32 protein-coding genes are annotated in these 17,310 nt (G+C 47.2%); 2 read left to right on the forward strand and 30 right to left on the reverse strand.

Annotated features, from left to right (window positions below):
• Window positions 1-17: 17 nt before the first annotated feature.
• The gene (locus AC6R1A_RS06955; protein WP_500627526.1) at window positions 18-713 is read right to left on the reverse strand and encodes a LysM-like peptidoglycan-binding domain-containing protein; all 696 of its coding nucleotides are present in this window, start codon (window positions 711-713) and stop codon (window positions 18-20) included.
• A gap of 247 nt (window positions 714-960) precedes the next feature.
• Between AC6R1A_RS06955 and bamJ the strand changes: the two genes are divergently transcribed.
• Both bamJ and AC6R1A_RS06965 read left to right on the forward strand, forming a co-directional pair.
• A complete protein-coding gene (gene bamJ, locus AC6R1A_RS06960) occupies window positions 961-1,581 on the forward strand; it encodes a BamJ family beta-barrel-assembly machinery protein (protein WP_500627525.1) in 621 nt (206 codons plus the stop codon).
• Window positions 1,582-1,783: 202 nt separating this feature from the next.
• Window positions 1,784-2,263, forward strand: coding sequence for a DUF2780 domain-containing protein (locus AC6R1A_RS06965; RefSeq protein WP_500627524.1), 480 nt, complete (start codon window positions 1,784-1,786; stop codon window positions 2,261-2,263).
• A 130-nt stretch (window positions 2,264-2,393) separates the two neighbouring features.
• Here AC6R1A_RS06965 and rplQ read toward each other — a convergent pair whose 3' ends face one another.
• The 29 genes from rplQ to rlmB all read right to left on the reverse strand — a co-directional run bounded on the left by rplQ (window position 2,394) and on the right by rlmB (window position 17,304).
• Complete coding sequence (gene rplQ / locus AC6R1A_RS06970; RefSeq protein ID WP_005383141.1) at window positions 2,394-2,774, reverse strand: 50S ribosomal protein L17; 381 nt, start codon at window positions 2,772-2,774, stop codon at window positions 2,394-2,396.
• A gap of 26 nt (window positions 2,775-2,800) precedes the next feature.
• On the reverse strand, window positions 2,801-3,793 hold the full coding sequence (locus tag AC6R1A_RS06975; RefSeq protein WP_334554594.1) for a DNA-directed RNA polymerase subunit alpha: 993 nt from the start codon (window positions 3,791-3,793) through the stop codon (window positions 2,801-2,803).
• Window positions 3,794-3,817: 24 nt separating this feature from the next.
• Window positions 3,818-4,438, reverse strand: a complete 621-nt coding sequence (gene rpsD, locus AC6R1A_RS06980; protein ID WP_334554596.1) for a 30S ribosomal protein S4 — start codon at window positions 4,436-4,438, stop codon at window positions 3,818-3,820.
• Window positions 4,439-4,465: 27 nt separating this feature from the next.
• The gene (rpsK, locus tag AC6R1A_RS06985) at window positions 4,466-4,855 is read right to left on the reverse strand and encodes a 30S ribosomal protein S11 (protein ID WP_001118870.1); all 390 of its coding nucleotides are present in this window, start codon (window positions 4,853-4,855) and stop codon (window positions 4,466-4,468) included.
• Window positions 4,856-4,873: 18 nt separating this feature from the next.
• The gene (gene rpsM, locus AC6R1A_RS06990; protein WP_005435100.1) at window positions 4,874-5,230 is read right to left on the reverse strand and encodes a 30S ribosomal protein S13; all 357 of its coding nucleotides are present in this window, start codon (window positions 5,228-5,230) and stop codon (window positions 4,874-4,876) included.
• A 148-nt stretch (window positions 5,231-5,378) separates the two neighbouring features.
• On the reverse strand, window positions 5,379-5,492 hold the full coding sequence (rpmJ, locus tag AC6R1A_RS06995; RefSeq protein ID WP_000868186.1) for a 50S ribosomal protein L36: 114 nt from the start codon (window positions 5,490-5,492) through the stop codon (window positions 5,379-5,381).
• Between the two features lie 39 nt (window positions 5,493-5,531).
• Window positions 5,532-6,866: a preprotein translocase subunit SecY gene (gene secY / locus AC6R1A_RS07000; protein WP_500627523.1), complete on the reverse strand. Its 1,335-nt coding sequence runs from the start codon at window positions 6,864-6,866 to the stop codon at window positions 5,532-5,534.
• Between the two features lie 20 nt (window positions 6,867-6,886).
• Window positions 6,887-7,321 carry a 50S ribosomal protein L15 gene (gene rplO / locus AC6R1A_RS07005; RefSeq protein WP_500627522.1) on the reverse strand — a complete coding sequence of 145 codons (435 nt, stop codon included), beginning with the start codon at window positions 7,319-7,321 and terminating at the stop codon, window positions 6,887-6,889.
• Window positions 7,322-7,326: 5 nt separating this feature from the next.
• Complete coding sequence (rpmD, locus tag AC6R1A_RS07010) at window positions 7,327-7,503, reverse strand: 50S ribosomal protein L30 (protein ID WP_000201159.1); 177 nt, start codon at window positions 7,501-7,503, stop codon at window positions 7,327-7,329.
• 7 nt (window positions 7,504-7,510) lie between these two features.
• Window positions 7,511-8,014 (reverse strand): 30S ribosomal protein S5, encoded by a 504-nt coding sequence (rpsE, locus tag AC6R1A_RS07015; protein WP_500627521.1) that lies wholly within the window; start codon window positions 8,012-8,014, stop codon window positions 7,511-7,513.
• A gap of 14 nt (window positions 8,015-8,028) precedes the next feature.
• On the reverse strand, window positions 8,029-8,382 hold the full coding sequence (gene rplR, locus AC6R1A_RS07020) for a 50S ribosomal protein L18 (RefSeq protein WP_334554606.1): 354 nt from the start codon (window positions 8,380-8,382) through the stop codon (window positions 8,029-8,031).
• A gap of 9 nt (window positions 8,383-8,391) precedes the next feature.
• Window positions 8,392-8,925 carry a 50S ribosomal protein L6 gene (gene rplF, locus AC6R1A_RS07025; RefSeq protein ID WP_334554608.1) on the reverse strand — a complete coding sequence of 178 codons (534 nt, stop codon included), beginning with the start codon at window positions 8,923-8,925 and terminating at the stop codon, window positions 8,392-8,394.
• A gap of 12 nt (window positions 8,926-8,937) precedes the next feature.
• Window positions 8,938-9,330 (reverse strand): 30S ribosomal protein S8, encoded by a 393-nt coding sequence (rpsH, locus tag AC6R1A_RS07030; protein ID WP_500627520.1) that lies wholly within the window; start codon window positions 9,328-9,330, stop codon window positions 8,938-8,940.
• Between the two features lie 29 nt (window positions 9,331-9,359).
• Window positions 9,360-9,665 carry a 30S ribosomal protein S14 gene (gene rpsN, locus AC6R1A_RS07035; RefSeq protein ID WP_334554612.1) on the reverse strand — a complete coding sequence of 102 codons (306 nt, stop codon included), beginning with the start codon at window positions 9,663-9,665 and terminating at the stop codon, window positions 9,360-9,362.
• Between the two features lie 17 nt (window positions 9,666-9,682).
• On the reverse strand, window positions 9,683-10,222 hold the full coding sequence (gene rplE, locus AC6R1A_RS07040; RefSeq protein ID WP_334554615.1) for a 50S ribosomal protein L5: 540 nt from the start codon (window positions 10,220-10,222) through the stop codon (window positions 9,683-9,685).
• Between the two features lie 24 nt (window positions 10,223-10,246).
• Window positions 10,247-10,564: a 50S ribosomal protein L24 gene (gene rplX / locus AC6R1A_RS07045; RefSeq protein ID WP_334554617.1), complete on the reverse strand. Its 318-nt coding sequence runs from the start codon at window positions 10,562-10,564 to the stop codon at window positions 10,247-10,249.
• Between the two features lie 13 nt (window positions 10,565-10,577).
• Window positions 10,578-10,949, reverse strand: coding sequence for a 50S ribosomal protein L14 (gene rplN / locus AC6R1A_RS07050; RefSeq protein WP_334554619.1), 372 nt, complete (start codon window positions 10,947-10,949; stop codon window positions 10,578-10,580).
• A gap of 163 nt (window positions 10,950-11,112) precedes the next feature.
• Window positions 11,113-11,367 carry a 30S ribosomal protein S17 gene (gene rpsQ, locus AC6R1A_RS07055; protein WP_500627519.1) on the reverse strand — a complete coding sequence of 85 codons (255 nt, stop codon included), beginning with the start codon at window positions 11,365-11,367 and terminating at the stop codon, window positions 11,113-11,115.
• Window positions 11,367-11,558, reverse strand: coding sequence for a 50S ribosomal protein L29 (rpmC, locus tag AC6R1A_RS07060; RefSeq protein ID WP_334554623.1), 192 nt, complete (start codon window positions 11,556-11,558; stop codon window positions 11,367-11,369). Before rpmC ends, rpsQ begins: the two co-directional genes overlap by 1 nt.
• Window positions 11,558-11,968 (reverse strand): 50S ribosomal protein L16, encoded by a 411-nt coding sequence (gene rplP / locus AC6R1A_RS07065; RefSeq protein ID WP_005379577.1) that lies wholly within the window; start codon window positions 11,966-11,968, stop codon window positions 11,558-11,560. Before rplP ends, rpmC begins: the two co-directional genes overlap by 1 nt.
• Before the next feature lie 11 nt (window positions 11,969-11,979).
• Window positions 11,980-12,678, reverse strand: coding sequence for a 30S ribosomal protein S3 (rpsC, locus tag AC6R1A_RS07070; protein WP_334554625.1), 699 nt, complete (start codon window positions 12,676-12,678; stop codon window positions 11,980-11,982).
• A 17-nt stretch (window positions 12,679-12,695) separates the two neighbouring features.
• Window positions 12,696-13,028, reverse strand: coding sequence for a 50S ribosomal protein L22 (gene rplV, locus AC6R1A_RS07075; RefSeq protein WP_334554973.1), 333 nt, complete (start codon window positions 13,026-13,028; stop codon window positions 12,696-12,698).
• Between the two features lie 10 nt (window positions 13,029-13,038).
• On the reverse strand, window positions 13,039-13,317 hold the full coding sequence (gene rpsS, locus AC6R1A_RS07080; RefSeq protein ID WP_005435078.1) for a 30S ribosomal protein S19: 279 nt from the start codon (window positions 13,315-13,317) through the stop codon (window positions 13,039-13,041).
• Window positions 13,318-13,337: 20 nt separating this feature from the next.
• On the reverse strand, window positions 13,338-14,162 hold the full coding sequence (gene rplB, locus AC6R1A_RS07085) for a 50S ribosomal protein L2 (protein ID WP_334554627.1): 825 nt from the start codon (window positions 14,160-14,162) through the stop codon (window positions 13,338-13,340).
• Between the two features lie 16 nt (window positions 14,163-14,178).
• Entirely contained in the window at window positions 14,179-14,481 is a 303-nt protein-coding gene (gene rplW, locus AC6R1A_RS07090; protein ID WP_004398471.1) for a 50S ribosomal protein L23, read from the reverse strand.
• Window positions 14,478-15,080 carry a 50S ribosomal protein L4 gene (rplD, locus tag AC6R1A_RS07095; protein WP_005379556.1) on the reverse strand — a complete coding sequence of 201 codons (603 nt, stop codon included), beginning with the start codon at window positions 15,078-15,080 and terminating at the stop codon, window positions 14,478-14,480. The genes rplW and rplD overlap by 4 nt, the downstream gene beginning before the upstream one ends.
• Window positions 15,081-15,097: 17 nt before the next feature.
• A complete protein-coding gene (gene rplC, locus AC6R1A_RS07100; protein ID WP_500630336.1) occupies window positions 15,098-15,727 on the reverse strand; it encodes a 50S ribosomal protein L3 in 630 nt (209 codons plus the stop codon).
• Between the two features lie 14 nt (window positions 15,728-15,741).
• The gene (gene rpsJ, locus AC6R1A_RS07105; protein WP_001181007.1) at window positions 15,742-16,053 is read right to left on the reverse strand and encodes a 30S ribosomal protein S10; all 312 of its coding nucleotides are present in this window, start codon (window positions 16,051-16,053) and stop codon (window positions 15,742-15,744) included.
• A 513-nt stretch (window positions 16,054-16,566) separates the two neighbouring features.
• Window positions 16,567-17,304: a 23S rRNA (guanosine(2251)-2'-O)-methyltransferase RlmB gene (gene rlmB / locus AC6R1A_RS07110; RefSeq protein ID WP_334554633.1), complete on the reverse strand. Its 738-nt coding sequence runs from the start codon at window positions 17,302-17,304 to the stop codon at window positions 16,567-16,569.
• Between the last annotated feature and the right edge of the window lie 6 nt (window positions 17,305-17,310).

Here is a 17,310-nt window from a genome sequence, read left to right on the forward strand (position 1 = left end):
GGGCAGAGGGTAAGTGATTACTTACTGCGGCCAAATCCACCATCTGATAACCTAAAGAACATCACCGATTGCTGATTTTTCTCAAGCTGAAGAATATCAAGCTGACCTTCATCGGTCACTTTGTAGCGCACCAACTGGCCTTGGCGAATTTGACTAAGCGGTTTATCTTGCCCCTCGACTTTGACGAGTGCGTTTAAGTCCGCCATTGAGAGCCCATTGCGTCGAAACATCTCAGCTAGGGTATCGCCACTTTTCACCGTATCTTCTTGCCACGGGTTCGTGACTTGTCTTGGGTTTGTTACTTGTTCTTGATGTGAGACTGGCGTTGAGCTTTGCTGGCTCAGTGAGGTGGTGTTGATATCAATGGAGACACGTTGAGGTGACGCAACCTGCACCGAAGCCGTCTCCGGTGTCGACTGTGATGTGGGCAACATCAGCAAAATGACAAGTAGTGGAACCAGTACCATCAACCCACGTTGATGCCACTTAGGTAGACGATGCCAAAGCGCCTTGCCTTGCTCGGGTAACGTGCGCCATTTAGCCCCAAGGGGAGACGATGGGTTCGTCTCAGGCGTGCTTGAGTCGGGCTGACTAGGCCCTTGCTTTTTCAGCTTGAGTGCGCCCAACGGGTTTGAATGACGAAAGCGCGCCAACTGTGTTTTCAATACCTCAGCATAATCGACACGTTGTGGTTTCTTCTTTCTGCGATTCATCGCCCTATTTCTCCCAATACTACCCTGCCCCAAGTATAAAAATGATAATCAACCGAGTATAGGGATTTTGCGCGCGTTAAGTAATAACTCGGTCAAATCTCACGGAATTCTCATCGATAGGCGCATTTCACCCCGAGAGTGATGGTTATTCTCCCCCGAGAGTGACAGTTAAAAGGGCGCTATCGTTTCATCACTGTGTGAGAACTGGTAGACTTGATGACTTTATACACCCAACAAGAGAGACATCATGTCTGAAGTGAAATTTGAAACTGTAGAGCAAAAAGCCAGCTACGGAATCGGCCTACAAATGGGTCAACAACTTGCGGGTTCTGGTCTTGACGGCCTAAACGTTGACGCCATTGCTGCGGGTATCGCAACAGCATTGGTTGGTGACATGCCAGCAATCGAAGTAGACGAAATCAACAAAGCGCTGCAAGAGCTGCACACTCGTGCAGAAGCAGTACGTCAAGAAGCGGCAAAAGCGGCGGCGGCAGATGGCGAAGCCTTCCTAAAAGACAACGCTCTACGTCCAGAAGTGACCGTACTAGAGTCAGGTCTTCAGTACGAAATCATCACTGAAGGTACGGGTGAAATCCCAACTTCAGACAAGCAAGTTCGCGTTCACTACCACGGTGAATTGACTGACGGTACGGTATTTGACAGCTCAGTGTCTCGTGGCCAACCAGCAGAATTCCCAGTTACTGGCGTGATCAAAGGTTGGGTAGAAGCCCTACAACTGATGCCTGTTGGCTCAAAGTGGAAACTGTATATTCCTCAAGACCTTGCCTATGGTGAGCGCGGCGCTGGTGCGGCGATCCCTCCATTCGCAGCCTTGGTCTTCGAAGTCGAATTGCTGGCTATCCTGTAATAGCCTGGCAGAACAGCCGAAAGTTCAAGACAGACAGCGGTGCTCTATGAGCGCCGCTTTTTTTCATCTTGACGCAGAGATGGCTCTATTCACTGTGAGATGAGTGTGATACAAGTATCGCTTATGGAAGCAATATACCCATTGATCCATTCAATCACTCTGGCCTATCAGAGTGTTAAAGCGAACACTGCATGGAGGCTCTATGCGCAAACACCTTCTTACTGCGGCGCTGCTGGCTCTGTCTGCCGGACAAGCGCACGCCTTTCTCAATTCCATTACTGAAAAATCAAGCCAAGAGGGTTTGATGGACATGGTTAGCCAAGGGCTCAACCTGCAATCTTCACCAATAAGCGAGCTGTTGACCAGTCAGCTTCCTGTGACCAGCGAACAAGCGACAGCGGGCGGCGGCGCACTGTTGGCGTTCGCACAAAGTCAGTTATCTTCTGAAAACAGCAACGAATTAGAGTCTTTAGTACCTGGCCTCTCGCAACTCAACGATGCGGGTGGGCTCTTTAGTCAACTTGAAAGTATCGAGGCGGTGCGCGGCGTCTTTGAAAAAGTGGGTCTGGACCCTTCGATGATCAGCCAATTTGCGCCTGTAATCCTTGGCTATCTTAGCGACCAAGGCGCCAGTGACAGTCTATTAGGTTCACTCGGTGGACTCTGGACCGATTTAGAATAGTCGTCAGTGAGTAGAGTGGTGCTCTGCATTAAATCTTGATGTCTCGATGAGATAACGTACAGAGACATTACCTATACGACAGGCACAAAAAAGCCGAGCTAACGCTCGGCTTTTTCGTTATACGAACTGATTACTCAGCAGCTTCTTCAGCAGCTGGGCGATCAACAAGCTCAATGTAAGCCATTGGAGCTTTATCACCAGCACGGAAGCCAGCTTTTAGGATACGAGTGTAACCGCCCTGACGAGCAGCAAAACGTGGACCTAGTTCGTTAAATAGTTTTGCAACTACTTCGTTGTCACGAGTACGTGCAAATGCTAGACGACGGTTAGCAACGCTGTCAGTCTTAGCTAGTGTAATCAAAGGCTCAACTACGCGACGTAGCTCTTTTGCTTTTGGCAAAGTAGTCTTGATAACTTCATGACGTACTAGAGAGCTAGCCATGTTGCTGAACATCGCTTTGCGATGTGAGCTGTTGCGGTTGAGTTGACGACCACTCTTACGATGGCGCATGACCTAATCCTTCTAACTAGTATCGATTAATCTTCAGCGATAGACGCTGGTGGCCAGTTTTCTAGGCGCATGCCCAGAGACAGACCACGTGATGCAAGTACGTCTTTAATCTCAGTAAGAGATTTTTTACCAAGGTTTGGCGTTTTAAGTAGCTCAACCTCAGTGCGCTGTACAAGATCACCGATGTAGTGAATCGCTTCTGCTTTCAGACAGTTAGCAGAGCGAACTGTTAGTTCAAGATCGTCTACAGGACGCAGTAGGATCGGATCGAATTCTGGCTTCTCTTCCTTCTCCTCAGGTACACGTACATCACGAAGATCTACGAACGCATCCAATTGCTCAGCAAGAATAGTTGCTGCGCGACGGATTGCTTCCTCAGGGTCTAGAGTTCCGTTCGTTTCCATGTCGATAACAAGCTTGTCTAAGTCTGTACGCTGCTCTACACGAGCGGCTTCAACAGCGTAAGCAATCTTGTCTACTGGGCTGTACGTAGCGTCAACCAGTAGGCGGCCAATTGGACGCTCATCTTCTTCAGTATGGATACGAGCTGAAGCTGGAACGTAACCGCGACCACGTTCAACTTTGATACGCATAGCGATCTCAGCGTTGTCATCCGTTAGGTGACAAATTACGTGTTCTGGGTTAGCGATCTCTACATCACCATCATGGGTGATGTCACCTGCAACCACAGGGCCTGAGCCTGATTTGTTCAGTGTAATAAACACTTCATCTTTGCCTTCGGCAACGCGAACAGCCAAACCTTTAAGGTTTAGAAGAATTTCAAGAATATCTTCTTGAACGCCTTCTTTAGTGCTGTACTCGTGCAGAACGCCTTCAATTTCAACTTCAGTCACTGCGCAACCTGGCATAGACGAAAGTAAAATACGGCGAAGTGCATTACCTAGAGTGTGACCAAAGCCACGCTCTAATGGCTCAAGAGTTACTTTTGCGTGTGTCGTGCTGACTTGTTCGATGTCAACCAGACGTGGCTTAAGAAATTCTGTTACAGAACCCTGCATTGTGTCCTCTCTTTAGTTTAAACCTTACTTAGAGTAAAGCTCGACGATCAGTTGTTCGTTGATGTCAGCAGACAGATCAGAACGCTCAGGCAGACGCTTGAACGTACCTTCCATCTTAGTGCCATCTACTTCAATCCAAGTTGGTTTTTCGCGTTGTTCAGCAACTTCTAGTGCACCTTTGATGCGAGATTGCTGTTTCGCTTTTTCGCGAATAGAAACAACGTCGTTAGCCGCAACTTTGAAAGAAGGAACGTTTACCACTTTACCGTTAACTAGAATAGCTTTGTGGCTAACTAGCTGACGTGCTTCTGCGCGAGTTGCACCAAAGCCCATGCGGTAAACTACGTTATCAAGACGACCTTCAAGAAGCTGAAGCAGGTTTTCACCTGTGTTGCCTTTAAGGCGAGCAGCTTCTTTGTAGTAGTTACGGAATTGTTTTTCTAGAACGCCGTACATACGACGAACTTTTTGCTTCTCACGAAGCTGAACGCCATACTCAGATAGACGACCGCGACGAGCGCCGTGTACACCTGGTGCGTTATCAATTTTACACTTGGTATCGATCGCGCGTACACCAGACTTAAGGAATAAGTCAGTACCTTCGCGACGGCTAAGCTTCAGCTTAGGACCCAAATATCTTGCCATGATCTTTCTCCAGTAATCTAAAAAACGTTATACGCGACGTTTCTTAGGTGGACGACAACCGTTATGAGGGATTGGTGTAGCATCAACAATGTTTGTGATGCGGAAACCAGCAGCGTTCAGTGCGCGAACAGTAGATTCACGACCTGGACCTGGACCCTTAACCATAACTTCCAAGTTCTTTAGACCGTATTCTTTAGCCATTTCAGCACAACGCTCAGCAGCAACCTGTGCAGCGAACGGAGTAGACTTACGAGAACCACGGAAACCTGAACCACCTGCAGTAGCCCAAGCTAGTGCGTTACCTTGACGGTCAGTGATGGTTACGATTGTGTTGTTGAAAGAAGCATGGATGTGCGCAACGCCATCTGCAACTTGCTTGCGTACGCGCTTACGAGCGCGAGTTGGTTGTTTAGCCATTGTACTCTACCTTCCCGATTATTTCTTGATCGGCTTACGCGGACCCTTACGGGTGCGAGCGTTGGTTTTAGTACGCTGTCCACGTAGTGGTAGACTGCGACGATGACGAAGACCACGGTAACAACCAAGGTCCATAAGACGCTTGATGTTCATAGATACTTCACGACGTAGATCACCTTCTACAGTGTACTTAGCTACACCATCACGCAGTTGATCGATCTGCTCTTCAGTTAGTTCACTGATCTTAACATCTTCAGCAATACCCACTTCAGCTAGGATAGCTTGAGAGCGAGTTTTACCGATGCCGTAGATTGACGTTAGTGCAATCACAGCATGTTTCTGATCAGGAATGTTAATGCCTGCAATACGGGCCATTATTCACTCCTAGTGTTTCTTAAAAAGAATTAGCCGCAACAAAGCCCGTTATGGATACGTTGCGGAATACTACTTCTTTTGCACGCAAAAGGTAGGCCGAGGAATATACTCGACCTAACCTTCTATTTCAAGTAAAAATTTCTGCTAATTAGCCTTGGCGCTGCTTGTGCTTTGGCTCACTGCAAATCACGCGAACGACACCGTTACGCTTGATAACTTTACAGTTACGGCAGATTTTTTTAACGGAAGCACGAACTTTCATTGCTAAACTCCGTAAATGAAATCTGAGACTACCGCCGAATTAACGGCCATAACCTTTCAGATTCGCTTTCTTCAACACAGAATCATATTGTTGAGACATCATATGAGTCTGTACCTGTGCCATAAAGTCCATGATAACAACAACTACGATAAGTAGTGATGTACCGCCGAAGTAGAAACGTACGTTCCATGCGACCATCATGAACTCCGGAATCAGACAGATAAAGGTAATGTAAAGCGCGCCCGCAAGGGTTAGTCGCGTCATTACTTTATCAATGTACTTAGCTGTCTGCTCACCTGGGCGGATGCCGGGTACGAATGCACCTGACTTCTTCAAGTTATCTGCTGTTTCACGCGGGTTGAATACCAACGCCGTGTAGAAGAAACAGAAGAAAATAATCGCTGCTGCATAAAGCATTACATACAGAGGTTGACCTGGGCTAAGAGCCAAAGACACGTCAGTTAACCAACCGAACGCGCTGCTCTCACCGTTCTGACCGAACCACTGAGCCAATGTTCCTGGGAACAGGATAATGCTCGAAGCGAAGATTGCTGGAATAACACCGGCCATATTAATTTTTAATGGCAGATGCGTACTTTGCGCAGCAAATACTTTGCGACCTTGTTGACGCTTCGCGTAGTTGACAACGATACGACGTTGACCACGTTCCATGAAAACAACAAAGTAAATGACAGCGAAAGACAATACAGCAATCAACAGCAGAAGAAGTACATGCAATTCACCTTGACGCGCTTGCTCAATTGTTTGGCCGATTGCCGAAGGCAATCCAGCAACAATACCTGCAAAGATCAGCAACGAGATACCGTTACCAATTCCGCGCTCTGTAATTTGTTCACCTAACCACATAAGGAACATGGTACCGGTTACTAAACTTACGGTCGCAATAAGCGTAAACATGGTTTGGTTGATAACAACCAGATTGTCGACCATGTTTGGTAGGCCTGTTGCAATACCAATAGCTTGGAAGGTTGCAAGTACAAGCGTGCCGTAGCGTGTATATTGGCTTATCTTACGACGGCCTGCTTCACCCTCTTTTTTGAGTTCAGCTAACGCTGGATGAACTACAGTTAGCAGTTGGACAACAATCGATGCCGAAATGTACGGCATGATGCCCAACGCTAATATAGATGCACGCTCAAGAGCACCACCGGAGAACATGTTAAACATCTCTACGATGGTACCTTTTTGCTGTTCGAACAATTGGGCAAGTACAGCAGCATCAATACCAGGTAGTGGTACAAAGGAACCTGCACGGAATACCAAAAGTGCGCCTAAAACGAACAATAAACGCGACTTTAATTCCGCCAATCCATTCTTTGCACTACTAAAATCTTGTCCTGGTTTTTTAGCCATCTGTACCCTTCCTTCGAAGATTATTCTTCGATTTTACCGCCTGCAGCTTCGATTGCAGCTTTAGCGCCTTTAGTCACACGTAGACCTTTAACAGTCACTGCTTTGTTAATTTCACCAGAAAGAACAACTTTTACAAATTCGATGTTCTTAGTGATGACGTTAGCAGCTTTAAGGCTGTTTAGGTCAACCACGTCACCTGTTACTTTCGCTAGTTCAGCTAGACGAACTTCAGCAGACACTAGGCTCTTACGAGAAGTGAAACCGAACTTAGGTAGACGTTGTTTTAGAGGCATCTGACCGCCTTCAAAACCTGGACGAACACTGCCGCCAGAACGTGATTTTTGACCTTTGTGACCACGGCCACCAGTTTTACCAAGGCCAGAACCGATACCACGGCCAACTCGCTTCGCAGGAGTCTTAGCGCCCGCAGCCGGTGCTAGAGTATTCAAACGCATTCTGATTACTCCTCAACTTTAACCATGTAGTAAACCTTGTTGATCATACCGCGTACACACGGAGTATCTTCAAGTTCTACTGTATGGTTGATTTTACGAAGGCCCAGACCACGCAAAGTAGCTTTGTGCTTTGGTAGGCGACCAATTGAGCTTTTAGTTTGAGTAACTTTAATAGTTGCCATGGTGTTCTTACTCCGAAATAGATTCAACAGTTAGACCACGTTTAGCAGCAACCATGTCTGGTGACTTCATGCTACCTAGCGCATCGATCGTCGCACGAACGATGTTGATAGGGTTCGTAGAACCGTATGCTTTAGATAGTACGTTGTGTACACCTGCTACTTCTAGTACTGCACGCATCGCACCACCTGCGATAACACCTGTACCTTCAGCCGCTGGCTGCATGTAAACTTTAGAGCCCGAGTGGCGACCTTTTACCGGGTGGAAAAGTGTGCCTTCGTTAAGCGCGATCGTAGTCATGTTACGACGTGCTTTTTCCATTGCTTTTTGAATCGCTGCAGGTACTTCACGGGCTTTGCCGTAACCGAAACCTACGCGACCGTTACCGTCACCAACTACAGTTAGTGCAGTAAAGCTCATGATTCGACCGCCTTTAACCGTTTTAGATACACGGTTAACTGCGATTAGCTTTTCTTGCAAATCATTCGCTTGAACTTGTTGTTCTTTAGCCATCTTCCAACCCTACCTTAGAATTTCAGACCAGCTTCGCGAGCAGATTCTGCTAGCGCCGCTACTCGACCGTGGTATTGGAAACCAGAACGATCAAATGCAACTGCGTCAACGCCTTTTTCAAGCGCGCGCTCTGCAATAGCTTTACCTACTGCTTTTGCTGCATCGATGTTACCAGTGTTCTTCACTTGCTCACGGATCGCTTTTTCTACAGTAGAAGCTGCTGCGATTACCTCAGAGCCGTTTGATGCGATAACCTGTGCGTACACGTGACGAGGAGTACGGTGTACTACTAGGCGAGTTGCACCCAGTTCTGCAATCTTACGACGTGCGCGTGTAGCACGACGGATGCGAGATGCTTTCTTATCCATAGTGTTACCTTACTTCTTCTTAGCTTCTTTAGTACGCACATTTTCATCTGCGTAACGAACACCTTTGCCTTTGTATGGCTCAGGCTCACGGTAAGAACGAATGTCAGCCGCAACTTGACCAACTAGTTGTTTGTCACAACCAGTGATAACAATTTCAGTTTGGCTTGGACACTCAGCTTTGATACCCGCTGGCAACTCGTGCTCAACTGGGTGAGAGAAGCCTAGTGTTAGACCTACAGCGTTGCCTTTGATAGCAGCACGGTAACCAACACCTTTAAGAGTTAGCTTCTTGGTAAAGCCTTCAGTAACACCAACAACCATGTTGTTCACTAGAGCGCGAGCAGTACCTGCTTGAGCCCATGCGTTAGCAACACCTTCTTTAGGACCGAAAGTAAGGTTGTTCTCTTCCTGAGCGATAACAACAGCGTCGTTAAGAACGCGAGTTAGTTCGCCCTTCGCACCTTTTACAGTGATTTCTTGGCCGTTCAGTTTCACCTCTACGCCAGCTGGAATAGCGACAGGTGCTTTAGCAACACGAGACATTTTCTACTCCTATTACGCTACGTAAGCGATGATTTCACCACCAAGACCTGCTTTACGTGCAGCACGGTCTGACATCAGACCCTTGGAAGTTGAAACGATAGCAACACCAAGACCACCCATTACAGAAGGAAGTTCATCTTTCTTCTTGTAAACACGTAGACCTGGACGAGAAACACGTTTAAGTTGCTCGATTACTGGTTTCGCTTGGAAGTACTTAAGAGTAACTTCTAGCTCAGGTTTTACTTCGCCTTCAACAGCGAAATCAACGATGTAACCTTCAGCTTTTAGTAGTGCAGCAATTGCAACTTTAAGCTTTGAAGAAGGCATTTTAACAGAGACTTTGTCTGCTGCCTGACCGTTACGAATGCGGGTCAGCATATCCGAAATCGGATCTTGCATGCTCATATGATTTACTCCAAATGATTAAGTGGCAATTACCAGCTAGCCTTACGAAGTCCAGGAATCTCGCCTTTCATGCAAGCTTCGCGAACTTTGATACGGCTTAGACCGAACTTACGTAGGTAACCGTGTGGACGACCAGTTTGGTTACAACGGTTGCGCTGACGTGATGCACTTGAATCACGTGGAAGAGTTTGCAGTTTAAGCACTGCATCCCAACGATCTTCTTCAGATGCGTTTACATCGCTGATGATAGCTTTAAGAGCCGCACGCTTTTCAGCGAACTTAGCTACAAGCTTCGCACGCTTTGCTTCACGTGCTTTCATAGAATTTTTAGCCATAACAGTAACCCTTCACCTTACTTACGGAATGGGAAGTTAAAGGCAGCCAGCAGAGCACGGCCTTCCTCATCAGTACCAGCAGACGTCGTAATAGTGATGTCTAGACCGCGTACTCGATCAACTTTATCAAAGTCGATTTCCGGGAAGATGATTTGCTCGCGAACGCCCATGCTGTAGTTACCGCGACCGTCAAAAGACTTAGCGCTAACACCACGGAAGTCACGTACACGTGGAAGAGCGATCGAAATTAGACGCTCAAGAAAATCCCACATACGTTCGCCACGCAAGGTTACTTTACAACCGATAGGGTAGCCTTCACGAATTTTGAAGCCTGCAACAGATTTACGCGCTTTAGTGATAAGTGGCTTTTGACCAGAGATCGTTGCCATATCAGATGCTGCGTTTTCTAGCAGTTTCTTGTCGTTGATTGCTTCACCAACACCCATGTTAAGGGTGATTTTCTCGATTCTAGGGACTTGCATGACGCTTGAGTAACCGAACTGTTTGGTCAGTTCAGCGACTACAGACGACTTGTAGTAATCATGCAGTTTCGCCATAGTAGAACTCCAAATTACTTTCTATTAGTTAGAAACAGTTTCGCCGTTAGACTTGAAGAAACGAACTTTCTTGCCATCTTCGATACGGAAACCGATACGGTCAGCTTTACCAGTAGCTGCGTTGAAAATCGCCACGTTAGAAACGTCGATTGCTGCTTCTTGCTCTACGATACCGCCTTGGATACCCATAGCAGGAACAGGTTTCTGGTGTTTCTTAACAAGGTTGATACCTTCAACGATAACTTTACCAGTAGCTAGGACCTTAGTTACTTTACCTTTCTTGCCTTTATCTTTACCAGCAAGAACGATTACTTCGTCATTACGACGGATTTTAGCTGCCATCTTTACGTGCTCCTTACAGAACTTCTGGAGCCAGTGAAACGATCTTCATGAACTTATCGTTACGAAGTTCGCGTGTCACAGGACCAAAGATACGTGTACCGATTGGTTGCTCAGTATTGTCATTTAACAGTACGCAAGCATTACGGTCGAAGCGAATGACAGAACCGTCTGGACGACGTACGCCTTTACGGGTGCGAACTACCACCGCCTTCAGTACATCACCTTTTTTAACTTTACCGCGAGGAATTGCTTCCTTAACAGTAACTTTGATGATGTCACCGATATGTGCATAACGGCGGTGAGAGCCACCCAGAACCTTAATACACATTACGCTGCGAGCGCCTGAGTTATCAGCTGCGTCCAGCATACTTTGCATTTGGATCATGTTAGTGCTCCGCTAAATATATAAAAAAACTAGACCCTCACGGGTCGGGCTGCCTCTTTAAAAGGGACGCGAATTGTACCACCCTTTTTTTCACTTGGGTAGTCAAAAAATAAACGGCCCCAAAAAAACTTTTTGGAGCCGTTTCATCATAGAATTAACGAGATTACATCTTCGCTTTTTCTACAACTTTCACCAAAGTCCAAGACTTAGTCTTAGACAGTGGACGACACTCTGCGATTTCAACTTTGTCGCCTAGGCCACATTCGTTGTTCTCGTCATGTGCGTGTACTTTTGTCGTGCGTTTTACGAACTTACCGTAAATTGGGTGTTTTACGAAACGCTCGATAGCAACAGTGATAGACTTGTCCATCTTGTCGCTGATTACACGACCTTGTTGAGTACGTTTTACTTCGCTCATTATGCGCCTGCCTTCTCAGTCAAAACAGTTTTCACACGTGCGATATCACGGCGTACAGCTTTCAGAGTATGAGTTTGCTGTAGTTGACCAGTCGCAGCTTGCATGCGCAAGTTGAACTGTTCACGTAGCAAACCTAGAAGCTCTGCATTTAGCTCTTCAACGCTTTTTTCGCGTAGATCTTGTGCTTTCATCACATCACCTGCTTAGTTACAAATGTCGTCTTGAATGGCAGTTTACGAGCCGCTAGGCGGAACGCTTCACGTGCCAATTCTTCAGGTACACCACCCATTTCGTACATCACCTTACCAGGTTGGATTTGGGCTACCCAGTACTCAACGTTACCTTTACCCTTACCTTGACGAACTTCAAGTGGTTTCTCTGTGATAGGCTTGTCTGGGAACACACGGATCCAGATTTTACCTTGACGCTTAACGTGACGTGTCATTGCACGACGTGCCGCTTCGATTTGACGAGCAGTTAGACGACCACGGCCAACAGCTTTAAGACCGAATTCGCCGAAGCTTACATCAGTACCTTTAGCTAGACCACGGTTACGACCAGTCTGAACCTTACGGAACTTAGTACGTTTAGGTTGTAGCATCTGTCGACTCCTTACTTACGGCCTTTGCGCTGCTTCTTAGGCTTGTCGCCTTTAGGCTCTACAGCGTTAGCTGCTGGCATGCCGCCTAGGATCTCACCTTTGAAGATCCAAACTTTAATGCCGATTACACCGTATTGGGTGTGAGCCGAAGAAGTTGCGTAATCAATGTCAGCACGTAGAGTGTGTAGAGGCACACGGCCTTCACGGTACCACTCTGAACGTGCGATTTCAGCGCCGCCTAGACGACCGCTTACTTCCACTTTGATACCTTTAGCACCTAGACGCATTGCGTTTTGTACCGCGCGCTTCATAGCACGACGGAACATCACACGACGCTCTAGCTGAGACGCGATGCTGTCACCAACAAGTTGCGCATCCAGTTCAGGCTTACGTACTTCAGCGATGTTAATTTGCGCTGGTACACCTGCAATTTTAGCTACAGCTGCGCGTAGCTTCTCAACGTCTTCACCTTTCTTACCGATAACAACGCCTGGACGAGCAGTGTGAATAGTCACACGGATGCTCTTAGCAGGACGCTCGATAACGATACGTGAAAGAGACGCTTTCGAAAGTTCCTTAGTTAGGAACTGACGTACCTTGAAGTCGCCGTCTAGGTTGTCAGCGAATTCTTTGGTGTTAGCAAACCATGTAGCATTCCAAGGCTTAACGATGCCTAGACGAATACCATTAGGATGTACTTTTTGACCCATTGCTTACTCTCCTAGTCTCAAGCGTCTGCAACAACAACAGTGATGTGGCTTGAACGCTTCAAGATACGATCCGCACGACCTTTAGCACGAGGCATAATACGCTTCATGATCGGGCCTTCATCTACGAAGATTTTAGCGACTGATAGATCGTCGATATCTGCACCTTCGTTGTGCTCCGCGTTCGCGATAGCTGATTCAAGAACTTTCTTGATCAGTTCAGCCGCTTTTTTGTTGCTGAACGTCAAGATTTCTAGAGCTTGATCAACTGATTTACCACGAATTTGATCTGCAACTAAGCGAGCTTTCTGAGGCGAAATGCGAGCAAAGTTATGTTTAGCTACTGCTTCCATCATCTACTCCTTAACGCTTCTTAGCTTTCTTATCCGCAGCGTGACCGCGGTAAGTACGTGTTGGTGCGAATTCGCCCAGTTTGTGACCGATCATTTCTTCGGTAACGAAAACTGGAACGTGCTGACGACCATTATGGACAGCGATGGTCAAACCGATCATTGTTGGAATGATCATTGAGCGACGGGACCAAGTCTTAATAGGCTTTTTGTCTCCGCTTTCCACCGCTTTCTCTACCTTCTTCAGCAAGTGTAGGTCAATAAATGGACCTTTCTTGAGAGAACGTGGCATGGCTTATCCTCTTATATAGATTACTTGTTACGACGACGTACGATGTACTTGTCAGTGCGTTTGTTCTTACGGGTCTTGAAGCCTTTAGTTGGCATACCCCAAGGAGAAACTGGGTGACGACCACCAGATGTACGGCCTTCACCACCACCGTGTGGGTGGTCTACTGGGTTCATTACCACACCGCGAACGGTTGGACGAACACCGCGCCAGCGGTTAGCACCAGCTTTACCTAGTTCGCGTAGCATGTGCTCAGCGTTGCCTACTTCACCGATTGTTGCACGGCCTTCAGACAATACTTTGCGCATCTCACCAGAACGTAGACGGATAGTCACGTACGCACCGTCGCGAGCAACGATTTGAGCGTAAGCACCAGCCGAACGAGCTAGCTGAGCACCTTTACCAGGCTTAAGTTCAACACAGTGAACAGTAGAACCTACAGGGATGTTGCGCATCGGCAGGGTGTTACCTGCTTTGATAGGCGCATCAACACCAGATTGGATCTGATCACCAGCTTGAACACCTTTAGGTGCAATGATGTAACGACGCTCACCGTCTGCGTACAGAACTAGAGCGATGTTTGCGCTACGGTTTGGATCGTATTCTAGACGCTCAACTTTCGCTGGAATGCCATCTTTAGTACGTTTGAAATCGATAACGCGGTAGTGGTGTTTGTGACCACCGCCGATGTGACGTACTGTGATACGACCGTTGTTGTTACGACCACCGTTCTTAGAGTTTTTCTCTAGAAGAGGTGCGTAAGGCTTACCTTTGTGAAGGTCAGCGTTAACAACTTTAACTACGTGACGACGACCAGGGGAAGTCGGCTTACATTTAACAATAGCCATTGTTTAACTACTCCTGTTATTCCGCACCGCCAACGAAGTCAAGATCTTGACCTTCTTTCAAAGTAACGTACGCTTTCTTAACGTCGCTGCGGCGACCTTGGCGTAGACCTTGACGTTTGGTCTTACCCTTAGTGATAAGAGTATTTACAGACTTAACTTCAACTTCAAATAGCTTTTCTACGGCTGCTTTGATCTCTTTCTTAGTCGCATCTTTTGCTACTTTGAAAACGATAGTGTTCGCTTTCTCAGCAGCCATCGTTGCTTTTTCAGAGATGTGCGGTGCACGTAGAACTTTTAGGATACGCTCTTCAGTGATCATGCTAGCATCTCCTCAACTTGCTTAACTGCTTCAGCAGTCATTACAACTTTGTCGAACGCGATCAGTGAAACTGGGTCGATACCAGCAACATCACGTGCGTCAACTTTGTATAGGTTACGAGCCGCTAGGAATAGATTCTCATCTACTTCGCTAGTCACGATTAGAGCGTCAGTTAGCTCAAGCTCTTTCAGCTTAGCTACAAGCTCTTTAGTTTTTGGCGCTTCAACTGAGAAGTTATCAACAACGATTAGACGCTCTTGACGAACTAGCTCAGAAAGAATGCTCTTCATAGCACCACGGTACATTTTCTTGTTTACTTTTTGGCTGTGATCTTGTGGTTTCGCAGCAAAAGTAACACCACCTGTACGCCAGATTGGGCTACGGATTGTACCAGCACGAGCACGGCCAGTACCTTTTTGACGCCATGGCTTAGCGCCACCGCCAGAAACTTCTGAACGTGTTTTTTGAGCACGAGTACCTTGACGAGCACCTGCTGCGTACGCAACAACTACTTGGTGTACAAGAGCTTCGTTAAACTCACGTCCGAAAGTAGTTTCGGAAACAGTTAGTGCATCAGCACCTTTAACCATTAGTTCCATTACTTACTCCTGAGACGTTATGCTTTAACAGCTGGTTTAACGATCACGTTGCCGCCAGTTGAGCCTGGGACTGCACCTTTAATAAGAAGCAGGTTGCGCTCAGCGTCAACACGTACGATCTCTAGGTTTTGAGTCGTTACACGCTCAGCACCCATGTGACCTGCCATTTTCTTGCCTTTAAATACGCGACCTGGAGTCTGACATTGACCGATAGAACCAGGAGCACGGTGAGACAATGAGTTACCGTGAGTCATATCTTGAGTACGGAAGTTCCAACGCTTAACAGCGCCTTGGAAGCCTTTACCTTTCGATGTACCAGTAACGTCTACTTTCTTAGTTTCGTTGAACAGTTCAACAGTTAGCTCAGCGCCAACTTCAAACTCTTCGCCGTTTTCCAAACGGAATTCCCAAAGACCACGACCAGCTTCAACGCCAGCTTTAGCAAAGTGACCTGCTTCAGCTTTGTTTACGCGGTTGGCTTTCTTAGCACCAGCAGTTACCTGAATTGCTGCGTAGCCGTCTGTTTCAAGAGTTTTCACTTGAGAAACGCGGTTACCTTCAACTTCAACAACAGTAACTGGGATAGAAACGCCATCTTCAGTAAATACGCGGGTCATGCCCACTTTACGACCGATTAGACCAATCATTCTTCTAATCTCCCTTAACCTAGGCTAATTTGTACGTCAACGCCCGCTGCAAGGTCTAGACGCATCAGAGCATCAACAGTTTTGTCTGTTGGCTCAACGATGTCGATTAGACGTTTGTGAGTACGGATTTCGTACTGATCACGAGCATCTTTGTTAACGTGTGGAGAGATAAGAACTGTGAAACGCTCTTTACGAGTTGGCAGTGGGATTGGACCACGAACCTGTGCGCCAGTGCGCTTAGCTGTTTCAACGATCTCCGCTGTAGAAGCGTCGATTAGTTTGTAATCGAAAGCTTTTAGGCGGATACGAATACGTTGGTTCTGCATGAGACAGAGCTCCAATAGTTATTTATTACACAAACAATATCGCCACTCAGACTCGCTAAGGCGAGAGAATGTACGATTGATTTATGTGAAACCGTAGCATCCAAGATTAGGACGCATTGTCAGCTAATTTTCGATTAGCTCTCGAGAAGAGAAACATTGCTGTTTGTTTTCAAGAGGTGAACTAATTGTATTAACCGCGAACATAAGCTGAGTTTACATTACCTAATTTACCAAGCGGTAAATCAGCTCCTCGCTGCTCATTGGTTCACAACTGGCTTAACCAGTGCGGGGGATTATACAGATCACAGTTTCACATGCAAGGGTTGTTTGAAAAATAGTCGCAGAAAAAGAGGGGGGAGAAAAAGAAGTGCCTAGTTTCTAGTTCCTAGAAGGAGCGTATAGAGAGCCAGAGGGGTGCTTAAAGAAAGTGAGAGGGGAAGAAGAAAAAAGTGAAAAGAAGTGCCTAGTTCCTAGAAGTCGCCCTCTAGGAACTAGGCACTCGCCACTAGGACCTTACCCCAACCTCTGACGGACGGCTTCGAAGAGGCAGATGCCTGAAGCAACCGAGACGTTTAAGCTCGAGACTGAGCCGGCCATTGGGATTTTGATTAGGTCATCACAGGTCTCGCGCGTTAGGCGGCGCATACCGTCTCCTTCGGCACCCATGACGATGGCCAGTGGGCCAGTCAGTTTGGCTTGATAGATATCGTGCGTCGCCTCGCCAGCGGTGCCGACAAACCAGATGCCCTGCTCTTGCAAGCTGCGCATCGTGCGCGCCAGATTAGTCACGCGCACTAAGGGTACGGTTTCTGCTGCGCCACACGCCACTTTGCTAACCGTTGCCGTCATTGGCGCCGACTTATCTTTCGGCACGATGACCGCGCAAACACCCGCCGCATCAGCGTTACGTAGGCAAGCACCTAAGTTATGGGGATCGGTCACCCCATCCAGTACTAGCAGCAGTGGATTGTCGTGCTTGGCGATAATGTCATCCAAATCATGCTCGTTGAGCGGCTTGGCGGGCTTAACACGAGCAATCACACCTTGGTGATTGGCGCCATGCGCTTTGTCGTCGAGGGTTTTGCGCGTCATCTGCTGGATGGAAACGCCTACCGCTTGCAACTCGTTGAGGATAGGTAGCAGGCGGTCGTCTTGACGCCCTTTAAGAACATACGCTTCAACAAAACGTTCAGGCTCTTTGGCCAACACTGCTTTGACGGCGTGGATGCCATAAATAAATTCGTTACTCATTAGTTA

It is taken from the genome of Vibrio sp. R10-SG3-ISO3 (assembly GCF_059834225.1).